Raw genomic sequence first — 20,637 nt, 5'->3', positions numbered from 1 at the left:
GTTTAACCAGCATTTCATTGACCTTCTTTAATCCAGTCAAACAGATTTTCTCATGAAAAACGGCTCAAAGCCTGTCATAGTGACTTGAGAACCACGCGTTAAGGGATCGTTTATGAAAATCGTTTTGTTTTTGTTCAGCCTGCTGCTTGTTAGCCCCGTGTTTGCACAAAGTGTCGAGGACGGATATGCGGCCTATGATGACGGGGATTATGAAAAAGCAAAATCCATTTTTCTTGCTCTGGCAGAAAAAGGCGACGCGAACGCAATGAATGCAATCGGTTTACTCTATAGTTGGGGAAAAGCTTATCCCCACAATAGAAAAATCGCATGTGACTGGTATGAAAAAGCCGCCAATAAGGATTTTCTTAGTGCAAAATATAATTTTGCTAGATGTTTCGAAGTAGATGGCGGCCGCAAACGTAGTGTAAAAAAGCAATTAGAATGGCTTACAAAGGCAGCCCATAAAGGCCATAAACCTTCACAAATTGCTCTTATGATGTTTTATGCAGACACAAATCAAGATCTCTCAAAAGAATGGGGCCAAAAAGCCGTTGATTCAGGCAGTATTTATGCCCTCGTTTCCATGTGGGAAATGGGTTACGACTATATTGGCCCCGAACCGACATTTAGACAGATTGCTTGCGTTTACACCATGAATATCATGTTGAAAAAACAGACAAATTATTGTGAATAATCTCTCTCCATATCATCACGTTCATAAGCCCTCTCCACAATCCCCTTCGGGCCAATCGACCATGCCTCATTCAGGGCCGTATCACCGATCATCTGAAGCTGTTGCGGGGTCATTTTTTTCAGATCCGTTCCAAAGCGTTTAACCAGCATTTCATTGACCTTCTTTAATCCGCCTTTCGTTACGCCTTTACCAAACATACTGGTCAGCCCGGTAAGGGCGGCGCCAATGCGTTGTCCTTTTAATGACACCCCTGCCTTGGCAAGCTGGCTTGCCGTTTCTCCCGCAGATTGAAGGGAGGCAACAGGGGCCAGCGGCGGTAAAAAGGACCCGGCCTTTACAAGGCCTTTCCCGATCTTTTGTGTCGATCGAATACCTTCTGCCCCTTGATACCCTGCCGGGATCCGGTCGCGGATTTCTTTCATTCTTTTTTCAAAGGCCTCGTAATCCGGCTCGTTCCCCATCAAAAGGTCAAGCCCTACCCCCACTTGTGCACCGGCCTCTAAAAACGGTTGAGTGACGGCTTCCCCAACATAGGAGCCTGCCCCGCCTTCACGCCCGGCAACGATGGCATTGCGCGTCACTTCGGCGCGGTCATGCGGTTTCTGGTCGGGGCGGCGGTTGATATGTATTTTTTTCATATAGGCATGATAGGCCGCACGATCTGCTTGAGGTAACCGATTAAAAGCATCTGCATCCTGTTCCAAAAGGTTTTGCATCTCCTGAAATGACAAATTCGGAACTGGGGGCTCTGGATTTTTACGTCTATATTCTTCCCGATCACGCTGTTCGCTTTGTGGATCCCATGTCCGTTCCGGGTTATTTTCTTCCCACTTATTCGCATCCACTGCCTTGGGCTGATTAAATGCCCGAACCTCCTGCGGTTTGATCACGGGTTTAATCGGTCGCATTTGCCCGCTCGTGTCATATTGCACCTCCCCAGGATACGCACGTTTGAACTCCCCCTGTACATGTTTTAAATAAGCCTTGTCTTTCTTTTGATAAAGCGGATGATTTAATAAATTTTGTAAAGCATTTTGTGTTGTTTGGGCCTTTTGGTTTTCGGCAACCTGCGCCCACATTTTATCAGTCTGGGCCTTCGATATTTTCGGCAACTTCGGTGTCTTTTCAGATGCGTCTACCAATCCTGTTTCCGGGGTGATTTTAGGTTTTTCCGCAAAGGAAGCGCTCGCCTGAAACGATTGATCACCTGTCTGTTTTACCGTCACATGTGATGGCAAAGAGTCAGCAGAGTTTTTTGGCGAAGGGGGTGAGCTTTGCGTCCTTTGTTTCAAGGCATCCGATATTGCTTTTTCCGTTGGCCCACCCGCATTGATCACACCATCCGGCTTTAAGCCATTCGTGTCCTGAAACGCTTTAACCCGACTGGGTAAAGCAAATTCACTTTCTCCGTTTTGACCAAAATATCCTAAACTGGAAAGTGCATTATCGGTATTGATCGCATCTGGCGATGTCGCAGGGCTATTTGGTGTATAACCATCGCCGACGGAAAAGAAATCGGCAAAATCATTTAGAAATTCAAACATCATATATCCTCACGTGGTTATCTGAAGGCATAAAAAAAGCCATGCCTCGAATTGATCGAGACATGGCTGGGCAACAAATAGAAAACGGGAGAAATGCTTTGGTCGCACTTCTCCCGTTGACTGAACCATTATTAAACTAAATCCACCTCAAAAGTCAAGAACAAAAAGTGAACAATGTTAAATTATTCTTTCTTAAAGGCTCCTCTCCCTTTAGGGGCTTTCTTTTATGATTTGATCAGCTTATGTCATAATCAGGGTATATCCCTGTTAAAGTTGAAATATATTATCTGATCTCGTACAAGAGTCACTATGGAACATATCACGACATCTATCGACCAACTCGTCCAGCTTTACCGTGAAAACCATTATGTCGCTAATTTTGCGGCCTTGGTTTTTTTGACGGTCCTTGCAACCTTTGCCAATTTTGTCGTCAAGCGCCTGTTGCTACGGGTCATCTTTAAGATTTTGAGCCTGACCAAATACGGGCATGACCGCGATATTATGGAACATAATGTCATTGCCCGACTGGCCAATGTGGTGCCTGCCCTGATTGTCATCATGGGGATTTCCTTGATCCCTGATATCCCCGATCAGCTTAATATCATTGTGCGCAATGTGGCCTCTGCCTTTATTATCTTGACCATCGCCTTGGCACTGGGGGAGGCTTTGGTCGTCGCCAACGCGCTTTATCAACGTCGCCCCGATGCTGCAAACAAACCAATCAAAGGCTATTTGCAGGTCATCAAGATCGCCATTTACGTGATTGCCGCCATTCTTATTGTTGCGGCCCTGATCGACAAGTCACCCTTGATCCTTCTGTCTGGTTTGGGTGCCATGGCCGCTGTTTTGATGTTAGTCTTTCAGGATACCTTGCTATCCTTGGTTGCCAGCGTTCAAATCTCGTCCAGTGATATGGTACGCGTCGGCGATTGGATTGAAATGCCCGAACTGCGCGCCGATGGCAATGTGATTGATGTCGCTTTGCATACGGTCAAAGTCCAAAACTGGGATAAAACCATTACCACCTTACCCACACGCCGCCTTGTCAGTGAACCGTTTAAAAACTGGCGCGGTATGCAGGAGTCCGGTGGACGACGCATCAAGCGGGCCTTACATCTGGATCAAAACAGCATTCATTTCCTGAAAGAGGATGAAAAAGATCACCTAAGGAAATTCACTTTACTATCTGATTATCTGGATAACAAAGACAAAGAACTCAGACAATGGAACGCAAAACTCGGGGAAAACAATCACGATCCGGTCAACACCCGCCGCCTGACCAATGTCGGCACTTTTCGGGCCTATGTTCTGCGCTATTTGGAAAGTCATGATAAAATCAGAAACGACATGACCATGCTGGTCCGCCAACTGGCACCGGGACCGGACGGTTTACCGTTGGAGATTTATTGTTTCAGCAACACAACTGCATGGGCCTCTTACGAAGATATCCAGTCCGATATTTTCGACCACCTTTATGCCGTTCTACCCGAGTTCGGCTTGCAAGCTTATCAACAACCCAGTGGTCGGGATTTGCAAAAGATTGGTTTTGGCATACAGGCGTTGGAAAATATCCCGACGCGGGCTGAATAACATCCCCTGTCTTTAAACAAAAAAATGCCTGCAACGGGTGGTCCGTTGCAGGCAAGTTATAGCAGCACGGGAGTTTCTAGGAGAGGGCTGCTACCAAAGATTCTTCTAAAATATTCAATCCTTCTTCCAAGATCGCATCGCTGACTGTCAAGGGAACAAGAACGCGAACCACGTTGCCGTATGTCCCGCAGGACAGCAGGATCAAACCGCGTTTTTCCGCTTCTGCCAACAGGGCTTTGGTTAGATCGGCGTCCGGTGTTTTTGCCGTACGGTCTTTGACCAGCTCCATGGCGACCATTGCGCCCAAACCACGCACATCACCAATGCAATCGAACTTGCCTTCTGCCATTGCCTTGAAACGACCTTGAATTTTATCACCAAGAGCCACGGCACGTTCGCACAGTTTTTCTTCCTCGATAACCTCAATCGCAGCCAACGCCGCTGCACATGCCGGCGGGAAGCCCGCATAGGTACCACCGAGGCCACCGGGGTGAACCGCATCCATCACATCGGCACGACCAACAACCGCAGACAACGGGAAACCACCTGCCAGACTTTTTGCCAAGGTCATCATATCTGGGATAATACCCGCATATTCTGTGGCAAACATCTTGCCTGTACGAGCAAAGCCTGTCTGAATTTCATCACAGATCAGCAAAATACCATGCTCATCGGCAATTTTACGCAAAGCCTGCATAAATTCTGCCGGAACCGGATTGAAACCGCCTTCGCCCTGAACTGGTTCAATAATGAAAGCCGCGACACGACCAGGGTCAATATCGGAACGGAACAATTCTTCCAGACCCGCGATAGCTTCTTCAATATCGCAACCACGATACCCACCCGGGAACGGTGCGTGATAAAGTTCTGTCGGGAACGGTGCAAAACCTTTTTTGTAAGGTGTCACCTTACCGGTCAAGCCCATGCCCAACAAAGTACGACCGTGAAATGCACCATTAAACGCGATAACCCCCGGACGCCCTGTATAAGAACGCGCAATTTTAATTGCGTTTTCCACGGCTTCTGCACCCGTTGAAACCAACATGGATTTTTTGGCATGATCGCCCGGTGTAATTTCATTTAATTTTTCTGCCAACTCGACATACTTGTCATACATGGCAACGTGGAAACAGGTATGGGTAAAACGGTCCATCTGTTCTTTGGCAGCCGCCATGACCTTTGGGTTACAATGACCTGTATTCAACACAGCAATCCCGCTGGCAAAATCGACATAGCGTTTCCCTTCTACATCCCACAGTTCTGCGTTATCTGCACGTTGTGTGAAAATAGAGGTCAAATTGCCGACCCCTTGCGGGATAGCCTTGAGGCGACGATCTTTCAAATCAGATGAGAGAGACATATTTTTATTTCCTTTCCATTCCCAAAGATCAGCGGTCAATCCCGCCGAGACACAGGTATTTAACTTCGATAAAATCATCGAGACCGTATTTGGACCCTTCCCGACCGATACCGGATTCCTTCACACCGCCAAATGGTGCTGCTTCGGTTGAGATAATGCCTTCGTTGATCCCGACAATGCCATATTCCAAACCTTCGGAAACACGCCAAACTCGCCCGATATCACGGGCATAAAAATAAGCGGCAAGTCCATAAGGTGTATCGTTTGCAGCGCGAATAACTTCTTCTTCGCTTTCAAATTTATAAAGCGGTGCCACAGGGCCGAAAATCTCTTCACTGGCAATACGCATATCGCCTGTAACGCCTGTCAAAATGGTTGGTTGGAAGAATGTTCCACCCAAGGCATGACGTGCGCCCCCGGTTACAATCGTGGCCCCTTTTTCCTGTGCATCCTGAACCAGCCCTTCCACCTTTGCGACCGCTGCCTCATTAATCAACGGACCTTGGGTCACGCCAGTCTCCACACCGTTTCCGACCTGCATTTTTTCAACAGCTTCTGCCAATTTGGCAGCAAAGGCATCATAAACACCGGCCTGAACATAAAGGCGGTTTGCACAAACACAGGTTTGGCCTGCATTGCGATATTTGGACGCCATCGCCCCGGCAACAGCCGCATCCAGATCGGCGTCATCAAAGACGATGAACGGTGCATTACCACCCAATTCCAACGAAACCTTCTTGACCTGATCTGCGCATTGTTTCATCAACAACTTGCCAACTGGTGTAGAGCCCGTGAAAGACAACTTTTTCACAATCGGGTTGGACGTCATTTCCCCACCGATTGCCGCTGCGTTGGCTTTACAGCCTGTCACAACGTTAAAGACCCCTTTGGGAATTCCGGCACGTTCAGCCAATTCTGCCAACGCCAGTGCAGAAAGCGGTGTATCTTCGCCCGGTTTTACAACAACAGTACACCCTGCCGCCAAAGCCGGCGCCACCTTGCGTGTAATCATCGCATTGGGAAAGTTCCATGGTGTAATGGCAGCAACAACGCCGATCGGTTGTTTTAAAACCGTGATGCGTTTGTCTGCACCATGAGACGGGATCACATCGCCGTACATCCGTTTACCTTCTTCGGCAAACCATTCTATAAATGACGCCCCATAAATCACTTCGCCACGGGCTTCAGCCAAGGGTTTACCTTGTTCTGCCGTCATAAGTTGAGCGAGATCTTCCTGGTTTTCCAAAATCAGGTTGAACCATTTACGCAGGATATTGGCACGCTCTTTGGCGATCAACGACTTCCACGGACCAAATGCGCGATCTGCGGCTTCAATGGCCTGACGTGTTTCCTCAGCCCCCATATCGGCAACACTCGCCAGTTTGTCCCCGGTTGCCGGGTTTAAAACATCAAATGTCTGCGCTTGAACACTCTGTATCCAGGCACCATCAATATAGCCATCGGTTTTGAATAAACCTTGATCCGCCAATTTCATTTGCAACTCCATAACAAGGTGTGTCGTTTATTTTTTCTACTCAAAACAGACACAAATTAGTTAAATATTAAACATCACAGTAGCACGTTTATTTTTTTAAACAAGAGGCTTTATTTGTTTATTATTTTTCTTTTATAATCGAACAACTTGTTCAAAACACTACCGTTTAACAGGTCAAAGACTAAACAGGAGAAAATAGGCTATGGATGATTTCGACCTTGGGCAACGTTTGCGCCAAGTACGCAGCGAACACAAACTTTCCCAACGGGAATTAGCACGTCGCGCTGGTGTAACAAACGGGACAATTTCCCTGATCGAAAAAAATCAAAACAGCCCTTCCGTCTCCATGTTGCGTAAAATCCTGGAAGGTATTCCCATGGATTTATCCGACTTTTTTGCCACTGAAGCGCACCCGAACGACAAAGTCTTTTTCAAACCTGACGAACTGCGTGAGCTTAGTACCAGCAAGAACCTTTCTTTCTTACAAGTCGGCGATGCCAAACGCTACAACCTGCAAATTCTTTGCGAAACCTACGAACCCGGTGCCGATACCGGCAAAACCATGCTGCGCCATAATTCCACCGAAGGCGGGATTGTGATCAGCGGATGTGTCGAACTGACAGTTGGCGATCAAAAACGGGTTTTGCGCAAAGGGGAATCCTATCTGTTTGACAGCACCGTCCCCCACCGTTTCCACAATACAAGCAATGAACCTTGTGAAGTCATCAGCGCCTGTACACCGCCTTACATCTGATTTTCAGAGCTCCCTTTTCTTAGGAAACACCGTTCATTTTTTCCGAACGACGACGCAGATATTCCAAAACCGTCAACAAGGCAAAGGCAAACACAATCAGCAAGGTCGCAGCCGCCATAATTGCCGGTGTGATATTTTCCTTGATCCCGTCAAACATTTGGCGCGGCAATGTGCGTTGTTCCGGCCCTGCGCTGAACAGCACCACGACAACTTCGTCAAACGATGTGGCAAACGCAAACAGCGCGCCGGACACAACCCCCGGCAAGATCAACGGTAAAACCACTGTGAAGAAAACCGTGACCGGGTTTGCCCCCAGACTGGCAGCTGCACGGATCATATTATTATCAAATCCTTGCAAGGTTGCCGTTACAGTGATCACCACAAAGGGTGCACCCAAGGCAGTATGCGCCAAAATCAGCCCTGTGTAGGTCGCATTCAATCCCAGCTCAGCAAAGAAGAAATAAAGCCCCAATGCAGAGATCACAATCGGCACGATCATCGGTGAAACCAACAACGCATTGACCGCACCTTTCCCCCTGAAATCGGTTCGCGTCAGGCCCATCGCCGCCAGCGTCCCCAGCACAGTTGCAAAAAAGGCAGAAGCCGCACCAATCATCAAGCTGTTTTGAATGGCATTGACCCAAACGTCAGAGGTAAAGACCTCTTCATACCAGCGAAAGGAAAACCCACTGAGCGGATAGCTCAAGAAACTGGTCGAATTGAATGACAGCGGAATAATGACCAGAATGGGCAAGACCAGAAACAGCAGCCCTCCTCCGGCAATCGTCAGGAACGTATAGTGCCAGATTTTCTGGCCGGTTGTGGCGTATGGTTGTAACTGCATGATTAAATCACCCCATTTTCACGCCGGACGCACCGGTCAATCGGTTATAGATGGTAAAGAGTATCAATGTTGAACCCAGCAGGATCATCCCCAACGCCGAGGCAAGACCCCAGTTCAACGTGCTGTTAGCATGGTTTGCAATGAAATAGCTGAGCATCTGGTCTTGTGGGCCACCGATCAAGGCAGGCGTAATGTAGTAACCAATTGCCAAGATAAAGGCCAAGACACCACCTGCCCCGATGCCGGGTAGTGTTTGCGGCAGATAAACCCGAACAAACGCAACAACCGGATGCGCCCCAAGGCTTTCAGCCGCACGCATATAAGCCGGTGAAATGGATTTCATCACACTGTAAAGCGGCAAAATCACAAAGGGCAGCAGCAAGTGGATAAACCCGATATAAACCCCCGGTCTAGCAAACAGCAATGTCAACGGTTCATCAATCAGCCCCAAATTCATAAGTGAGCTGTTTACGATCCCGTTTTTTTGCAGCAGAACGACCCATGCACTTGTGCGTACCAACAATGATGTCCAGAACGGCAACAACACACAGAACATTAATGTATTAGAGACCTTGGAAGACGTGTTCGCCAACAGATAGGCAATCGGAAATCCAAGTAACAAGCTGATAACCGTAACCACCCCAGCAATCCAGATGGTTCGCCAGAAGATATTTACATAAATCGCCTGATCTTCAGGGACATTTGCAATCTCGCCCTTGTCATCAATTTTTTTATCAACCGCGCTCAGCAGGTAAAACGGCGTCAGAGAACCCGATGCCCGTTTCAAGGCATTCCAGTATTTTTCCTGTTCCCAACGCTTATCCACTTTGACAAATGTATCCAGCGTCGCATCAACAGGAACGTGAGTTTTAAATTTACGCGCCGTGCGCATAATTAGGGATCGCATACCTGAGACATCATAATTCAAACGTTTGCCAACCGTGGCGGCCGTCTTGTCATGATAGGCCCGAACCAAATCTGTTGCAAAAATTGCCGTCAACGTTTGTGGCGGCATACCTTCACCCGACCATTTATCCAACTCAACCTTAGTATTGGGCAGATAAGAAACGACTTCCGGGTTATCGATAGAACGCACAAGCATGATACCGATCGGAATGGCGAAAATGAGCATGGTGAAAATAAACAAAGGTGCAATAAGCGCCATTGCACGAATTTTCTTCATACGCTCAGCGCGTCTGAGCTTTACCTTAAGAGGAATACCGTTTTCCTCCTGAGGCAAAACATCCGATTGCGATGCTGTTAAGGCAGATGCCTGATCCATTGTTCTTTACCGCTTCGTTAGGGTGGACAATTTGGCTCAATCAAAAAAGATGAAAAGAGGGAGGACCCCCTCCCTCTTCCCCACTGGGTGCTTATTTCGCAGCCCAGGAATTGAAACGTTCGTTGAGTTCGTCTTCAAAATCAATCCAGAACTCTGTATCGTTTGCCAAAGCGTTTTTCAGGTTGGCTTCAGCCGTCGGCAACTGATTGCCAAGGGCTGCAGGCAACGCTGCAATCGCGCCTTTGTTGGTCACACCGTAAGGGATACCTTCCGGGAACTTCGCTTGGTTGTCTTTCGCTGATGCAAAGGCAACAAAATCAAAGGCTTTATCCTTGTTTTCAGACCCTTTGACAACAGCCCAACTATCAACCGCATAGATTTGACCATCCCAAGAAATCTGGAAGTTTTTGCCTTCTTTGTTGGCGTTCGTGATACGACCATTATAGGCCGTAGTCATCACAACATCACCAGAAGCCAACCATTCCGGCGGCTGTGCACCGGCTTCCCACCACTGGATATGTTCTTTTAACGCATCCAGTTTTGCAAATGCACGTTTTTGACCTTCCGGTGTTCCCAAAACTTCATAAACGTCAGCTGGCGCAACGCCATCGGCCATCAAAGCAATTTCCAAATTAAACTTGGCACCTTTACGCATGCCGCGCTTACCTTCAAATTTCTTTACGTCCCAGAAATCTGCCCAGCTTTTCGGGCCGTCTTTCAGAACATCGCCATCATACGCCAGCGCGATGGACCAAACGTAAGAACCAACGCCACAATCACTGACTGCTGCATCGATAAAGTCATCTTTTTTGCCGATTGTATCCCATGCCATCGGTTCGAACAGACCGTTCTCACAACCGCGCAACAGCTCCGGTGCTTCGACCAGTAATGCATCCCAAGTTACGGAATTTGTATCAACCATAGCCTTGATCTTTGCCAGACCACCATTATAGCTGTCTTCAGTCAAAGCAACGCCGGATTTTTTGGAAAACGGATCGAAATAAACATTACGGTGGACTTCCTGTGAAGCACCGCCCCAACCGACAACAGTCAGGTCACGCGCTTGTGCATTTACGGACAGACCGGCAACAAGTGCACCGGCAGCAATCGTAACAGAAAGCATTTTTTTAACAGACATGAAGTTCCCTTTCTCTTCATTTGACAGGGTGATTAAAGGGTGAATACGGTCACTCAAAACAAAGGCCCTAGACCGCTCCACCTTCCCAAATTAAGCTGATGCGGGGTCTAGCGCCCGACAGTCATCAGCTGAAAAGCCCACATAGAGCTTATGCCCCGGATTCAAATCCGCATGGATGTTTCCGGCTCGCACCATAGCGCGAAAATCTTTTTGCCCCCCGACATCAAGGGCAACACGAACATGGTTTCCGTGATAGATCGTCTCAATCACAGTTGCTTCAAATACATTCGTGAAATCAGGCTTTACATCATTTAATTGAACCCGTTCCGGACGTAAGGAAACAGCCGTTTTCACCCCGGCCCCATGCCCAGCGACATTTTGCGCTGTAATCTTAACGCCATTGGGGAGTTGCACCGCACAGGCTTGATTATCAGAAGAAATAATCTCGCCACACAAAGTGTTTGTTTCACCAATAAAATTGGCGACAAAACTATTTTGCGGACGCTCATAAAGCGTCGCAGGGTCATCAATCTGTTGAATAATCCCGTCATTGAAAACCGCAACACGATCAGACATGGTCAAAGCTTCATCCTGATCATGTGTCACAAACACCATCGTCACACCAAGATTTTCATGGATATGCTTGATCTCGATCTGCATTTGCTCACGCAGCTTTTTATCCAAAGCACCGAGTGGTTCGTCCATTAAAACCAGTTGCGGTTCAAAAACCAAAGAACGTGCCAACGCAACACGTTGCTGTTGCCCACCAGAAAGCTGCCCGGGGCGACGTTCTGCAAATCCACCCAATTGCACCATGTCCAACGCACGTTGTGCCTTTGCCTTGGCATCCGTTTTATTCATTTTGCGAACAGTCAGGGGAAAAGCCACATTTTCCACAACACTCATATGCGGGAACAGGGCGTAGTTCTGAAAAACAACCCCGATATCACGCTTATGTGGTGGTACATTGTTAATGGCATTGCCTTGCAGCAAAATGTCCCCATGCGTCGGCGTTTCAAAGCCTGCAAGCATCATCAAACAGGTACTCTTACCCGATCCACTTGGCCCCAGCAGCGTTAAAAACTCGCCACGCTCAACATCTAGGTTCAGGTTCTTTACAACCAGATTTTCACCATCATAGGTCTTTTGCACATTTACAAAACGAACCAATGGATCATTCGCGCTTGCCGTCATTACTCAACGTACCCCTTAATCGGATTTATCCTCAAAAGCAGCGCCTTTTCTGTTATATTGTTTTTATTAAGTGAAAAGGCTTCCACTTCCCGTTTAATCATTTTGTAAATCAGAACACAGAACGTTTATTATTTCAATACACAATTCTTAAAAATGTCATATTTTTTGTGCATTTTTTTTACTGCACAAAAAACAGGCAAAGACCATCGCCTTTGCCTGCTTAATATTCTATAAAAGCCTGCATTTTGATCATTCAAAGCCCACTTTTGCGCGCTCCTTGAATAAAAAAACAATACAGAGACACCCATCCCCGCATTTCCTTTTTATGAATTCTTGCGCCTTGCGCCTACCCTGACAAGTCTATTGTTGAACGATTCCTCGCTCTACTAGCTTAGCAATATCATCCTCGCTTAACGATAGAACGCTTTCCAGCACGTCTTTGGTATCTGCCGCCAAAACCGGTGGTGCATTACGATACTCTACAGGACTGCTTGAAAACTTCAACGGGGACCCGACACTCGGCACTTTCCCGGCAATCGGATGATCCAGTTCCACCTTCATTTCACGGGCTTGCACCTGAGGGTCGGCAAAAACACGATCAATCGTATTAATCGGGCCACACGGCACATGGGCTGTTTCCAATTGTGAAATCCACCAGTCCAATTCATTCTTTATGATACGCTCGCGCAATATCGGCACCAACTCTTCCCGGTGCTTAACCCGGGACGCATTCGTGGTAAACCGTTCATCTTCCGCCAATTCAGGCATGCTAGCCACTTTACAAAACTTGGCAAACTGATTGTCATTTCCAACAGCCAAAATCATATGGCCATCCAATGTCGCGAATGCCTGATATGGTACAATATTGGGATGTGCGTTCCCCATCAAACCAGGTGCATTACCACTGGCAAGATAATTCATCGCCTGATTGGCAAGGGTTGCAACCTGAACATCCAGCAACGCAAGATCGACGTGTTGACCTTCACCAGTGCGATCACGGTGTGCAAGCGCTGCTTGCACACCAATGACAGCATAAAGCCCGGTCATTACGTCGGACAAAGCCACGCCGACTTTTACCGGGCCAGCCTCAGGCCCATTGCCAGGTTGGCCGGTGACACTCATCAAACCGCCCATACCCTGAATTAGAAAATCATAACCGGCCCGATTGGCATACGGACCCGTTTGCCCAAACCCGGTAATTGAACAATAAACCAGATCGGGCTTTATTTTTTTAAGACTGTCATAATCGAGGCCGTATTTCTTCAGACCACCGACTTTGAAGTTTTCAATCACCACATCACAATGCGCAACCAAATCACGGATCAGGGCTTGCCCGTCCGGTGCTGCCATATCAATGGCGACAGAACGCTTATTGCGATTTGCCGACATATAATAAGCCGCATCGCGGGTATCGTTGCCGTCTTCATCCTTAATATAAGGCGGCCCCCACTGACGGGTATCATCCCCGACTTGCGGGCGTTCGATTTTAATAATCTCTGCCCCCAAATCGCCCAGCGTCTGACTGGCCCAAGGGCCAGCCAGAATACGAGACAGATCAAGGACGCGAATATGTGAAAGTGGTCCGCTCATCTAAGCTCTCTTCTTAAAAGAATGCTTGCAGGCCTGTTTGGGCACGACCCAAAATCAAGCGGTGAATATCGTACGTTCCTTCGTAGGTATTTACGGTTTCCAGGTTCACCATATGACGGATCACGTGGAACTCGTCAGAAATACCGTTACCGCCGTGCATATCACGCGCCATACGGGCAATTTCCAAAGACTTGTTCACGTTGTTACTTTTGATAATGGAAATATTTTCAACCGCACAATTGTCTTCATCCATCAAACGACCGACACGCAAGGCCGCTTGCAGACCCAACGTAATTTCTACCTGCATGGTTGCAAGCTTGTTCTGGAACAATTGGTTCTGCGCCAACGGACGATTAAACTGTTTGCGATCAAGGCCGTATTGGCGGGCTGCATGCCAGCAATATTCTGCTGCACCCAACGCACCCCATGCAATGCCGTAACGCGCTTTATTCAAGCAACCGAACGGACCGGCAAGACCTTGGACATTGGGCAACAAGTTTTCATCCGGTACAAATGCGTTATCAAGAACGATTTCACCGGTGATGGATGCACGCAGGCTCATTTTACCTTCGATCTTCGGTGTAGAGAAACCTTCAGTGCCACGTTCAACAACAAAACCACGGATCACACCGTCCAGTTTTGCCCAGACAACAGCGATATCTGCAATGGGGGAGTTGGTGATCCACATCTTGTTACCGGTCAACTGGTAACCGCCATCCACTTTCACAGCACGTGTTTTCATGCTGCCCGGGTCAGACCCATGGTCCGGTTCAGTCAAGCCGAAACAACCAACCATTTCGCCTGTTGCCAGTTTCGGCAGGTATTTTTTGCGTTGTTCTTCGGAACCATATGCATAAATCGGGTGCATCACCAAAGAAGATTGCACACTCATTGCAGAACGATAACCGGAATCAACGCGTTCCACTTCACGGCCAATCAGACCGTAACAGACGTTGCTCATACCCGCACAACCGTATTCTTCAGGAATGGTACACCCCAGCAAGCCCAGCTCGCCAAATTCATTCATGATTTCACGATCAAATGTTTCGTTACGATTGGCTTCCAGAATACGCGGCATTAATTTGTCATCGCAAAATGCACGCGCACTGTCGCGTACCATGCGTTCTTCTTCTGTCAGTTGATCGTCAAACAGGAACGGGTCTTCCCACTTAAAAGATACCTTGGCGGCCATTAACTTTTCCTCAAAATTGGTTAAATTGCTTAATCATTCATTTAAATGATGATAAATTAAAAGAAAAGCGATGTTTTTTCATGATTTCATTCATTTTATGAATGATAACTCTTAAAGGCTTTAGAAAACAATGAGACGCCACCTGCCGACTTTCACCTCTTTGCTTTGTTTTGATGCATCTGCACGTCATCTCAACTTCACACGTGCAGCCGAAGAACTCAACCTCACACAAAGTGCCGTCAGCCGACAGGTGCGTAACCTTGAAGAATTTGTTCAAGCCGAACTTTTCCATCGTATCAAAAAGAAACTGGAATTGACCGAAGAAGGCATCAGTTACGCCGAAGTCGTCAGCACTCATTTAAATGCATTGGAAAGTGAAACCCTGAAACTTATCACCAACGATCAAAACGATATTCGCCTCAACGTTGGTACATTTCCGACATTTGGGTCTCGTTGGCTGATTCCAAAACTAAATCGCTTTACCCAAAAACATCCAAACATACAACTCAATCTGACCACGGGCCTGACAGCTTTTGATTTTTCAACACAGGATGTGGATATCGCGGTCCAACATGGCGATGGGAACTGGCCGGATGTCGAGATCAAAAAATTAATTGATGAAACCGTCGTTGCCGCCTGCGCCCCCTCCCTCGTGGACGGGCGTACCGGTTTAGAACCCAAAGACGTACTGGATTTCAGCCTCTTGAACCTGCAAACCCGCATGTATGCTTGGCCGGAATGGCTTGCCCATCAAGATGTCACAACAAAATCACGCATTACCGGTCCGACATTTGAAACCTTTTCCATGATGATCCGCGCGGCTCTTTCCGGTCTTGGCATCGCAATCGTTCCTCCCATGTTTATTGAAGATGAGCTGGCCTCAGGCCGTCTGATCTCCCCCTTTGGGCCAGAAATCCAAAGTCAACGCGGATATTATTTAGTAACAACGGCCAAAAAGAAAAAAACCGAGAAAGTAAAAGCTTTTAGTGGATGGATCGACAGCATAAACTTAACCGAAAATTGAATAACTCCAGAAAAATGTAATTAAATAAATAATACATATAATTTTCATTTTTCATCGTTTTAACCTCCCCTTTTAAGGAGATCTGATATATTACTAATAATGTCCTATTCGCCGAATAAATTATGAGCCGCAAACAGAGCTACCAATAAGAATGTCAAAAACCATCCTGATTGTTGAAGATAACCTAATGAACATGAAACTGTTCAATGACCTTCTGCAAGCCCATGACTATAACACCATTCAGACATACAGCGGACATGATGCTGAAGATTTGGCCCGCCAACACAAACCAGATCTTATCATCATGGACATTCAATTACCGGAAATTTCCGGTCTGGATATCACGCAAAAGCTCAAAGGCGATGACACTCTGAAACATATTCCCGTTCTTGCCGTCACGGCCTTCGCCATGAAAGGCGATGAAGAAAATATTCTCAAAAGTGGTTGCGACGGCTATTTGTCAAAACCTATATCGGTACCGCGCTTTTTGCAGGCCGTTGCAGATTTTCTGGCGTAAAGAATCTTAAAAAAAGATATTCCCCAAACTTTAAGCATAAAAAAAGGTTCCGACATAATCGAAACCTTTTTTTATAAATTCTGGTGCAAATCAGCTTTGATTATTTAATCTTCGCTTCTTTGAACAGCACATGCTTGCGTACCACCGGGTCGTATTTGCGGAATTCCAGCTTCTCGGTGATATTACGCGGGTTTTTCTTAGTTACATAGAAATAGCCCGTGTCAGCGGTGCTTACCAGTCTAACCTGAATGGTGGTCGGCTTAGCCATCTTACTTATTCCTGTAGCAAAAATGCGTCTGTGAGGGCCGGACAATACAGGCATTTTTTTCGATGTCAAGACGCTTTGTACGTTTTTATGACAATTTCAGTTTCTATTACCCTCTACGGCGCAATATAATCAAAAGCCACTGCAATTGACTGGTGATTTTGACTTGAGGGACCCCTTTAATCTTCGCGCCCATCAAAAAATATCAGATAAAATAAAAATCGATTCCCAACATATTACTGGGCCAGTGTTGCCAGCGTCGTGGATCCGGTAAAACGTTGATAAAGACCGGGATCAAGGATCAAATTGCGTGCAACCATCACATCGATTTCTTTCTTGCTGCTATCCGGGCGACAGGTTTGACGTAATTTTTTACGTCCCTGACGATCCTCCAGCCCGACAGTCCGCCAACGGGTCAGCAAATCGGTACCATTACTTTCCGACAAAGCAGGCCCTCGATCCTTATTATCTTTGATGCCGCTTGTACAAACACTGGGGCGCACACCAAGCCCATGGAAGCTATATCCACTGGGGGCAATTAAACGTGACCATGTAATCGTTATCTCCCCTTCATTGGGTAGGCGCTGAACTGACTGAACCGTTCCCTTGCCATAAGAGGAACTGCCAACAATAACGGCACGTTGACGGTCTTGCAGGGCAGCAGCAACAATTTCAGAAGCAGATGCACTTTTGCCATTTAGCAACACAACAACAGGTCGCCCATTGGTAATATCGCGCAGGTCGGCTTCAAAGGTTTCAAAACTATCAGGATGACGACCTTTCGTCGAAATAATACGCCCCCCTGAAATAAACAAATCCGCCACTTGGACGGCCCGTTTCAACAACCCGCCCGGATTACCCCGTAAATCAAGAACAATGCCTTTCAGGGCCTCGCCATGCATCAGGACCGCATCTTCTATATCCTGCGACAAACTGCTCAGCGTTTTTTCATTAAAACGGGCAACCCGTAACGTCAAAACGCCGTCGTCATAATCCGCCCACACCGTTTGGGCGATCACCAATTCGCGCCATGCGAAAACTTCTTGCGTAATCCCCGTTGACGGGCGTTCGATTTGCAACGTGACCTCGGTTTGTACTTTACCGCGCAACATCTCATTAACGTCATGCAGGCTATGACCAATCACGGCTTGATTGTTCACCATAATCAACATATCGCCTTTGCGCACACCGGCTTCGTACGCCGGGCCTTCGCGATCAACGCGACTGACCAAAAACCGTTCATCAATTTTTTGCAAAGTCATATTCAAACCGCCGAAGCCTTCGCGACGATCACGGTTTCCTTCGGCCTCATGGGAACCAGCATAACGCGAAAAGATATCAAGGTTAGATAAAGCCGCATCAAACACAGCCTCATAAATACGTTCAGCATTGGTCGCAGCAACATCACTGGAATAAGGCCAGACAGCTTGCACGACTTCATATACCGCATCCGCCCAACTTTCACTGTCATAGGCCAAAGGTTCAATGACGCTTTTGATCAATTGATCGCCATATGAAACATTGATGACCCCATCGGTTTCTACAATCGAAATTTCCGGGTCAATGGTCGCCAGACCACGCATGCCTTCCAATCCCAACATACGCACTGACACAGTAGATAAAGCCCGTTCAGAAATTGTATAGAATCCCGATGCCAGAATCGCTGAGACCTCATCACGGGGTAAAGTACGGCGGATTTCATTGGCATGATCTTCCTGCTGCACCTGATCTGTGACATGTAAACCGGGCGAACATCCAGCCATCAGCATTAAGCCGACAAAAACAGCGAGCCTATAGGAACGAACCTTTTTCATCTCATTATTGTGCCAAAAAAATAGATTTCTTGCCAGCTACATATACGGATAAACCCTTAACGGGAACGTCTTTTGTGTTTTGGGGTTTTTCGGTGCCCTTTGCGTGGTCCCCTTTTATCATTGCCACCACGACCAAGCTTGGCTGCTTTTGCAACATCTTCCGGGCTTAAAACCAACTGGAAAACCATACCGCCTGTAATCGTATCAGCCTCCACCAGCTTCGCTTCCACCCGTTGCCCCAGCCGGAACGTAAATCCACCACGTTTGCCGACCAACATATGTAGCTGTTCATCATGATCGTAATAATCCTGCGGCAAGCTGCGGATCGGCACCAGACCATCTGCACCGGTTTCGTCCAAAGTCACAAACAGGCCAAAACGCGTAACGCCATTGACCCGCGCCCCAAAACTCGCCCCGACACGATCGGCAAGAAAAAGGGTCGTATAACGATCCATCGCATCGCGTTCGGCTGAGGCCGCCCGGCGTTCCGTTTTGGAAAGATGTTCCCCCATATCGGCAAAATCGCGCCCATCGTCTTCCAGTCCACCTTCACCAAGGCCATAGCCGCGAATAAGCGCACGGTGAACCAACAGATCGGAATAACGTCGGATCGGTGACGTGAAATGGGCATAACGATGCAACGCCAAGCCAAAGTGGCCTATATTTTCAGGGTTATATTCCGCCTGTGATTGGGATCGCAAAACGACCGTATTCACCATGGTATTTTGATCGGTATCCTCCACCTGCTTCAAAATCCGGTTGAAGATTTTTGGATCTGGAGATTGCCCTTTGGCCAATTTGATATCCAGTGACCCAAGGAACTGGCGCAAGGCTTCCATCTTATCCAACCCTGGTGCATCATGCACACGGTACATACAAGGTTGGCGCTTGGCTTCCAAGGCTTCTGCCGCCGCGACATTGGCAGTAATCATAAATTCTTCGATTAATTTATGGCTATCCAGACGTTCGCGCTTGTCAATGGAGGCCACTTTGCCATTTTCATCAAAAGACATTTTGCGTTCCGGTACATCCAGTTCCAGCACATGACGTTCTTCACGATAGCGCAGGAAGCTCTCAAACGCGCCATAAAGCGGGTTGATGACCGTTTCCATCAATGGGGCTGTTGTTTCATCTGTTTGGCCGTCACGCGCCATTTGAACCTGTTCATAGGTGAAACGGGCATGAGACCGCATCAAGCCACGAACAAACTTATGCCCCAACAAATGACCATCAGCATCAATCCACATATGAACCGCAACACAACCACGATCTTCATGGGGAACAAGGGAACACCAGCCGTTTGACAAGGCTTCGGGCAGCATCGGCACCACCCGATCCGGGAAATAGACCGAATTGCCCCTCTCATAGGCACATCGATCCAAATCATCGCCTGCGCGCACATAATGGGACACATCCGCAATTGCAACGATGATGTGCCAGCCGCCTGCATTTTTCGGATCACTATCAGGTTCAGCAAAAACCGCATCATCAAAATCACGTGCGTCCGCACCATCAATGGTGACAAGTGGGATTTCGCGCAAATCCACACGTTTGCTCAACGGCACGGCTTTTGCATTTTCCGCTTGGGCAACGGCTTCTTCTGTAAATTCGGTGGGGATATCGTGCGCATGAATACAAACCAGAGAAACCGCCTTGGGTTGATTGGTATCCCCCAAACGTTCGACCACTTTTGCCGGTTTCAGGCCAAACACACGACCCGGCAATGGTTCACATAAAACAAGCTCGCCACTTTCCGCATCCATTGCATTTTCACGGGCAATAATAAATTCAGATTTGGCACGGCGGTCTGTCGGGATTAAACGTCCCCCTTCGCCCCCATCCTGATAAATCCCCAAAACACGCGACGGAGCTTCGGAGATCTGACGAATAACCTGTGCTTCATATTCTTTGGCCGAAATTTTGCGCATCCGGCATAAAATGCGATCGCGTAAACCATATGCGGTGCGCCCCCCCGATTGTGACACATAGATTTTCGGTGGCTGGTCTTTGCCTTGCCAACTCAACGGCCGAGCCAAAAGTTCACCATCCGTATCAATTCCAGTAATTTCCAAAACCGTCACATCCGGCAAGGTATCCGGTGTTGCAAGACTGCGTTGACGCCCCCGACCCAGTTTCCCATCCAGTTCCAATTCCTTGAGCACTTTCTTCAATTGGATTTTTGCAGGCCCCTTCAAGGCAAAGGCACGTGCAATTTCACGTTTGCCCACTTGACCGGGGGAATCCTTAATGAAGTCCAAAATTTGTTTTTTCGTGGGAAACGGAACGGGTTTTCTCGGCGTATCGTTCAAAATGGTGTACTTTCCTGTAACCGTCGGGGCG

At 47.6% G+C, this 20,637-nt stretch carries 17 protein-coding genes; 5 read left to right on the top strand and 12 right to left on the bottom strand.

Translation table 11 applies throughout. From position 1 onward, the window contains the following. Window positions 1-112: 112 nt before the first annotated feature. Window positions 113-694 (top strand): tetratricopeptide repeat protein, encoded by a 582-nt coding sequence (locus ACI0FF_RS06845; protein ID WP_419799368.1) that lies wholly within the window; start codon window positions 113-115, stop codon window positions 692-694. On the opposite strand, the gene ACI0FF_RS06840 is transcribed toward ACI0FF_RS06845, so the two are convergent. Next, window positions 682-2,238, bottom strand: a complete 1,557-nt coding sequence (locus ACI0FF_RS06840; RefSeq protein WP_419799367.1) for a hypothetical protein — start codon at window positions 2,236-2,238, stop codon at window positions 682-684. The genes ACI0FF_RS06845 and ACI0FF_RS06840 overlap by 13 nt on opposite strands. 309 nt (window positions 2,239-2,547) lie before the next feature. Between ACI0FF_RS06840 and ACI0FF_RS06835 the strand changes: the two genes are divergently transcribed. After that, window positions 2,548-3,828, top strand: a complete 1,281-nt coding sequence (locus tag ACI0FF_RS06835; protein WP_419799366.1) for a mechanosensitive ion channel family protein — start codon at window positions 2,548-2,550, stop codon at window positions 3,826-3,828. A 76-nt stretch (window positions 3,829-3,904) separates the two neighbouring features. On the opposite strand, the gene gabT is transcribed toward ACI0FF_RS06835, so the two are convergent. Further along, window positions 3,905-5,188, bottom strand: a complete 1,284-nt coding sequence (gene gabT / locus ACI0FF_RS06830; RefSeq protein WP_419799365.1) for a 4-aminobutyrate--2-oxoglutarate transaminase — start codon at window positions 5,186-5,188, stop codon at window positions 3,905-3,907. Between the two features lie 28 nt (window positions 5,189-5,216). Continuing rightward, window positions 5,217-6,683, bottom strand: coding sequence for an NAD-dependent succinate-semialdehyde dehydrogenase (locus ACI0FF_RS06825; RefSeq protein WP_419799364.1), 1,467 nt, complete (start codon window positions 6,681-6,683; stop codon window positions 5,217-5,219). A gap of 202 nt (window positions 6,684-6,885) precedes the next feature. Here ACI0FF_RS06825 and ACI0FF_RS06820 point away from each other — a divergent pair, with 202 nt between their 5' ends. Continuing rightward, window positions 6,886-7,437: a cupin domain-containing protein gene (locus tag ACI0FF_RS06820; protein WP_188662021.1), complete on the top strand. Its 552-nt coding sequence runs from the start codon at window positions 6,886-6,888 to the stop codon at window positions 7,435-7,437. A 19-nt stretch (window positions 7,438-7,456) separates the two neighbouring features. Here ACI0FF_RS06820 and ACI0FF_RS06815 read toward each other — a convergent pair whose 3' ends face one another. From ACI0FF_RS06815 to ACI0FF_RS06790, 6 genes are all read right to left on the bottom strand, one after another. Next, entirely contained in the window at window positions 7,457-8,281 is an 825-nt protein-coding gene (locus tag ACI0FF_RS06815; protein ID WP_419799363.1) for an ABC transporter permease, read from the bottom strand. 7 nt (window positions 8,282-8,288) lie between these two features. Further along, window positions 8,289-9,563, bottom strand: coding sequence for an ABC transporter permease (locus ACI0FF_RS06810; protein WP_419799362.1), 1,275 nt, complete (start codon window positions 9,561-9,563; stop codon window positions 8,289-8,291). 91 nt (window positions 9,564-9,654) lie between these two features. Beyond that, window positions 9,655-10,701, bottom strand: coding sequence for an ABC transporter substrate-binding protein (locus ACI0FF_RS06805; RefSeq protein ID WP_419799361.1), 1,047 nt, complete (start codon window positions 10,699-10,701; stop codon window positions 9,655-9,657). Between the two features lie 90 nt (window positions 10,702-10,791). Continuing rightward, window positions 10,792-11,895 (bottom strand): ABC transporter ATP-binding protein, encoded by a 1,104-nt coding sequence (locus ACI0FF_RS06800; protein WP_419799360.1) that lies wholly within the window; start codon window positions 11,893-11,895, stop codon window positions 10,792-10,794. A 360-nt stretch (window positions 11,896-12,255) separates the two neighbouring features. After that, window positions 12,256-13,485 (bottom strand): CaiB/BaiF CoA transferase family protein, encoded by a 1,230-nt coding sequence (locus tag ACI0FF_RS06795; protein ID WP_419799359.1) that lies wholly within the window; start codon window positions 13,483-13,485, stop codon window positions 12,256-12,258. A gap of 13 nt (window positions 13,486-13,498) precedes the next feature. Continuing rightward, entirely contained in the window at window positions 13,499-14,677 is a 1,179-nt protein-coding gene (locus ACI0FF_RS06790; RefSeq protein ID WP_419799358.1) for an acyl-CoA dehydrogenase, read from the bottom strand. Between the two features lie 130 nt (window positions 14,678-14,807). Between ACI0FF_RS06790 and gcvA the strand changes: the two genes are divergently transcribed. Together gcvA and ACI0FF_RS06780 are read left to right on the top strand one after the other, a co-directional pair. After that, window positions 14,808-15,701 (top strand): transcriptional regulator GcvA, encoded by an 894-nt coding sequence (gene gcvA, locus ACI0FF_RS06785; protein ID WP_419799357.1) that lies wholly within the window; start codon window positions 14,808-14,810, stop codon window positions 15,699-15,701. Between the two features lie 151 nt (window positions 15,702-15,852). Then, on the top strand, window positions 15,853-16,218 hold the full coding sequence (locus ACI0FF_RS06780) for a response regulator (protein WP_419799356.1): 366 nt from the start codon (window positions 15,853-15,855) through the stop codon (window positions 16,216-16,218). Window positions 16,219-16,318: 100 nt separating this feature from the next. Here the strand turns inward: ACI0FF_RS06780 and rpmG are convergent, their stop codons facing one another. The 3 genes from rpmG to rnr all read right to left on the bottom strand — a co-directional run bounded on the left by rpmG (window position 16,319) and on the right by rnr (window position 20,606). Beyond that, complete coding sequence (rpmG, locus tag ACI0FF_RS06775; RefSeq protein ID WP_028877909.1) at window positions 16,319-16,486, bottom strand: 50S ribosomal protein L33; 168 nt, start codon at window positions 16,484-16,486, stop codon at window positions 16,319-16,321. A gap of 233 nt (window positions 16,487-16,719) precedes the next feature. After that, complete coding sequence (locus tag ACI0FF_RS06770; protein WP_419799355.1) at window positions 16,720-18,297, bottom strand: S41 family peptidase; 1,578 nt, start codon at window positions 18,295-18,297, stop codon at window positions 16,720-16,722. Window positions 18,298-18,353: 56 nt separating this feature from the next. Then, the gene (rnr, locus tag ACI0FF_RS06765; protein WP_419799354.1) at window positions 18,354-20,606 is read right to left on the bottom strand and encodes a ribonuclease R; all 2,253 of its coding nucleotides are present in this window, start codon (window positions 20,604-20,606) and stop codon (window positions 18,354-18,356) included. Between the last annotated feature and the right edge of the window lie 31 nt (window positions 20,607-20,637).

It is taken from the genome of Terasakiella sp. 4MB5A (assembly GCF_050058155.1).
Lineage (GTDB): Bacteria > Pseudomonadota > Alphaproteobacteria > Rhodospirillales > Terasakiellaceae > Terasakiella > Terasakiella halodenitrificans.
Note: the sequence above shows the minus strand (reverse complement) of the source record. Positions and strands in the feature narration are given on the sequence as shown.